The organism is bacterium, assembly GCA_030654305.1.
In the GTDB taxonomy this organism is placed as follows: Bacteria; Krumholzibacteriota; Krumholzibacteriia; order LZORAL124-64-63; family LZORAL124-64-63; genus PNOJ01.
Map to the genome: position 1 here is coordinate 1 of JAURXS010000451.1, position 3969 is coordinate 3969.

A 3969-nucleotide genomic window follows, 5' to 3' on the forward strand; every position below is an offset into this window, starting at 1 on the left:
AGGCCGGGCATCAGGGTCTCGGGCACGTAGCGGCCGCCGTAGGGGCCGAAGCGCCCGGCGACGACCGGATCAGGAGCAGCCACGGGCGACCTCCTCGATGAAAGACCGGACGGCGGCCGGGTCCTTGCGACCCGGCGCGGCCTCGACGCCCGAGGCCACATCCAGCGCGTGCGGGCCGACGACGCGCGCGGCCTCGGCGGCGTCGGCCGGCGACAGCCCGCCGCCCAGCAGGACCCGCCGACCCGCCCGCACGGCGGCGGCGGCCTCCTCCCACAACCCGGCTCGGCGCGGCGGCCCGCTCTGGCCGTCCTGGCCGCCTTTCGGCAGGTCGAACAACACGAAATCCGCGGCGGCGGCGGCGGCGGCGACGGCGGGATCCGCCAGTTCGCCGGGACGCACGGCCTTGATGACCGGCAGGCCGCAGCGCTCGCGCACCGCCAGCACCGTCGCGGCGTCCTCGCCGCCGTGCAGCTGCACGAGGTCGAAGCCGGCGTGGTCGGCGGCGAGCACGATGGTCGCCAGCGGCGCGTCCGCGAAGACGCCCACCAGCAGCGCCTCGGGCGCGGCGTCGCGCAGCAGCTTCACGTCGTCGGGCGCGACGCGGCGCGGGCTCGGCGCCAGGATGACGCCGAGGTAGCGGGCGCCCGCGGCGTGGCAGAGCCGCACGTCGTCCGGGGTGGTCAGGCCGCAGATCTTGACGTGGACGCGGTTCACGGCGCCTCCCCCCTGAGGCTGCGCAGCGTCGCCGACGGGTCGTGCGACTGCAGCAGGGCGCCGCCCACCAGGAAGGCGCTCGCGCCGCAGGCGGCCAGGTCCAGGACGTCGGCGCGCGCGCGGATCCCGCTCTCGGCCACCGCCAGCGCGAACGCCGCCGCCTCCGGCAGCAGCCGCCGCGGCGCGTCGGCATCCACGGCCAGGGTTTCGAGATCGCGGCTGTTGACGCCCACCAGGACGGCGCCGGCCGCGCGCGCCGCTGCGATGTCCCGTTCGTCGTGGCACTCGACCAGGGCTTCGGCGCCCAGCTCGCGCACGCGCCCCAGCAGGTCGGCCAATTCATCGCCGCCCAGGACGCGCGCGATCAGCAGCACGGCGTCGGCGCCGGCGGCGCGCGCCGCCAGCACCTGCAGCGGATCGACGATGAAATCCTTGACCAGCAGCGGCAGGCCGGCGGCGCGACGCGCGGCGGCGGCGTCCGCCAGGTCCGAACCGAAGTGCCGCGGGCAGGCGACCACCGACAGCGCGGCCGCGCCGGCGCCGGCGTAGATGCGGGCCAGCGCTGCAGGATCGCCGCCGTGCCGGAAGGCAGCCACGCTGGGGGAGCGCCGCTTGAACTCGGCGATCACGGCGTTGCCGCCGCGCAGGGCGCCGGCGAAGTCGCGGGCCGGCGCGCGCGCCGCCGCCGCCCGCAGCCGGCCCAGGTCCACCGTGCCCCGCAACGCGTCGTTCTCGGCGCGCCGCTCGGCGACGACCCGGCTCAGGAAACCGCTCACGACGCCTCCCTCGCCAGTTTGCGCGAGGCCTCGGCCAACCGCTCGAGCACGGCCAGCGCGTCGCCCGACGCGACGGCGCGACGGGCCAGGGCCACGCCCTGCGCCGGGTCCGCGGCCAGGTCGGCCAGGACCGCGCAGAAGCCCGCGTTCAGCAGCACGGCGTCGAGCCGCGGTCCGGCTTCGCCCGCCAGGACCCCGCGCACCAGTTCCGCGTTGAGCTGCGCGTCGCCCCCGGACAGGTCCTCGGCCCGGCAGCGCGGGAGCCCCGCCTTCTCCGGCACGAACACGGACCGGCGGATCGCGCCGCCGCGCAGCTCGGCGATCGCGGTGGGACCGGTCAGCGAGACCTCGTCGGAGCCGTCGTCGCCGTGCACCACGAAGGCGCGCTCGGTCCCCAGCCGGCGCAGCACGCGGGCCAACTTCGGCACCAGGCCCGGGGCGTAGACGCCCAATAGCTGGCGGCGGACGCCGGCCGGATTCGCCAGCGGCCCCAGCAGGTTGAAGACGGTGCGCACGCCCAGCTCGCGACGCACGACTGCGGCCTGCCGCAGGGCGGGGTGGTGCAGGGGCGCGAACAGGAAGCCGATGCCGACGCTCCCGACCAGCAGCGCGGCGCGCTCCGGCGGCAGGTCCACCGCCACGCCCAGCGCCTCCAGAACGTCGGCGCTGCCGCAGCGGGACGAGACGGCCCGGTTGCCGTGCTTGGCGACCGGGATCCCCATCGCCGCGGCCACCAGCGCGGTGGCGGTCGAGATGTTGAAGGTGCCGGCGCCGTCGCCCCCGGTGCCGCAGGTGTCGATCGCCCCGGCCGGCGCCGGGCCGACGCGCACCGCGCGCCGGCGCAGTGCCCGGGCGAAGCCGGTGATCTCGTCCTCGGTCTCGCCCTTGGCGCGCAGGGCCGCCAGCAGGGCCGCCAGGCGCGCCTCGCCCAGGCCGCCCTCCATGACCGCGTCCAGGAGCGCTTCGGCCTGGTCGGCGTCCAGGTCGCGGCCGTCGAGCAGCCGATCCAGCAGTCGGGGATCCATGGCTCCTCCTCTCAGCGCGCGGCGGCGGCCAGGCGCAGGAAGTTCGCGAACAGGGCCGGGCCCTCGCGCGTCAGGATCGATTCGGGATGGAACTGCACGCCCTCGATCGGGTGCTCGCGGTGGCGCACGCCCATGATCTCCCCCTCGGACGTGAAGGCGCTGACCTCCAGCGCGGCGGGCAGCGACTCCTCGCGCGCGATCAGCGAGTGGTAGCGCGTCGCCTCGAAGGGGTTCGACACCCCCTCGAACAGGGTGCGGCCGTCGTTGTAGATGCGCGAGGTCTTGCCGTGCATGACCCGCTCCGCCCGCACGACCTCGCCGCCGAAGGCCTCGACGATGCACTGGTGCCCGAGGCAGACGCCCAGGATCGGGACCCGCCCGGCGAGCTCGCGGATCGCGGCGAGCGAGACGCCCGCGTCGGCGGGACGGCCGGGACCGGGCGAGATGATCAGCGAGGCCGGGCGCCGCGCCGCGATCTCCGCCACGCTCAGCGCGTCGTTGCGCACCACCTCCACCTCGGCGCCGAGGGACGCGAGCGCCTGGACCACGTTGAAGGTGAACGAGTCGTAGTTGTCGATCATCAAGTGCATCGGAATCCCTCCTGGGCGATCTCCACCGCGCGGATCAGCGCGCCGATCTTGTCGAGCGTCTCCTGGTATTCGCGCCCGGGGTCGGAGTCGGCCACGATGCCGGCGCCCGCCTGCGCGTAGAACCGCCCGTCCCTGACGTGCAGCGTGCGGATGGCGATGCTCATGTCCATGTCGCCGCGCGGGCCGAAGTAGCCCACGGCCCCGGCGTAGGCCCCCCGGCGCAGCCCCTCCAGCTCGGAGATCACTTCCATGGCGCGGATCTTCGGGGCGCCCGACACCGTGCCGGCCGGGAACGCCGCCCGCAGCAGGTCGAACTGGTCGTGGTCGGGCCGCAGCGTCCCGGTGATCCGCGAGACGATGTGCATGACGTGCGAGTAGCGCTCGATCGTCATGAAGGCCTCGGTGCGCACGCTGTCGACGGCGCAGACCCGGCCCAGGTCGTTGCGGCCCAGGTCCACGAGCATCACGTGCTCGGCGCGCTCCTTCGGGTCGGCCAGCAGGTCCCGCTCCAGGGCGAGGTCCGCGGCCACGTCCTCGTCCCGCGGGCGGGTGCCGGCGATCGGGCACAGCGTGACGCGCCCGCGCTCGAGCTTCACCAGCACCTCGGGCGAGGAACCGATCACTTGCGTGTCGCCGTGGTCGAGGTAGAAGAGGTAGGGCGAGGGGTTCAGGATGCGCAGCGCCCGGTAGATCTGGAAGGGGTGGGCCGTGGTCTCCCCGCGCAGGGCCTGCGACAGCACCACCTGGAAGCAGTCGCCGGCCAGGATGTGCTCCTTGGCGCGCAGGACCGACGCCTCGAACTGCTCGCGGGTGACCGAGAACTCGGGGGCCGCGGGCGCCGCGGGCGCCGCCGCCGGCGCCGGC

At 75.5% G+C, this 3969-nt stretch carries 5 protein-coding genes; all 5 read right to left on the bottom strand.

Going from position 1 to position 3969, the window contains the following annotated elements:
• Window positions 1–69: 69 nt before the first annotated feature.
• Window positions 70–714 carry a phosphoribosylanthranilate isomerase gene (locus Q7W29_13005; protein ID MDO9172738.1) on the bottom strand — a complete coding sequence of 215 codons (645 nt, stop codon included), beginning with the start codon at window positions 712–714 and terminating at the stop codon, window positions 70–72.
• Entirely contained in the window at window positions 711–1490 is a 780-nt protein-coding gene (locus tag Q7W29_13010) for an indole-3-glycerol phosphate synthase TrpC (protein ID MDO9172739.1), read from the bottom strand. The genes Q7W29_13005 and Q7W29_13010 overlap by 4 nt, the downstream gene beginning before the upstream one ends.
• Window positions 1487–2515 carry an anthranilate phosphoribosyltransferase gene (gene trpD / locus Q7W29_13015; protein ID MDO9172740.1) on the bottom strand — a complete coding sequence of 343 codons (1029 nt, stop codon included), beginning with the start codon at window positions 2513–2515 and terminating at the stop codon, window positions 1487–1489. Before trpD ends, Q7W29_13010 begins: the two co-directional genes overlap by 4 nt.
• 11 nt (window positions 2516–2526) lie before the next feature.
• Window positions 2527–3105 carry an aminodeoxychorismate/anthranilate synthase component II gene (locus Q7W29_13020; GenBank protein MDO9172741.1) on the bottom strand — a complete coding sequence of 193 codons (579 nt, stop codon included), beginning with the start codon at window positions 3103–3105 and terminating at the stop codon, window positions 2527–2529.
• Window positions 3096–3969: anthranilate synthase component I family protein (locus Q7W29_13025; GenBank protein MDO9172742.1), on the bottom strand; the 874-nt coding region annotated here is incomplete at its 5' end. The genes Q7W29_13020 and Q7W29_13025, both read right to left, overlap by 10 nt.

Excerpts from the sequence above, each read along its gene's own strand:
- trpD (MDO9172740.1), bottom strand. The coding sequence starts at position 2,515 with ATGGATCCCCGACTGCTGGATCGGCTGCTCGACGGCCGCGACCTGGAC.
- Q7W29_13020 (MDO9172741.1), bottom strand. The coding sequence starts at position 3,105 with ATGCACTTGATGATCGACAACTACGACTCGTTCACCTTCAACGTGGTC.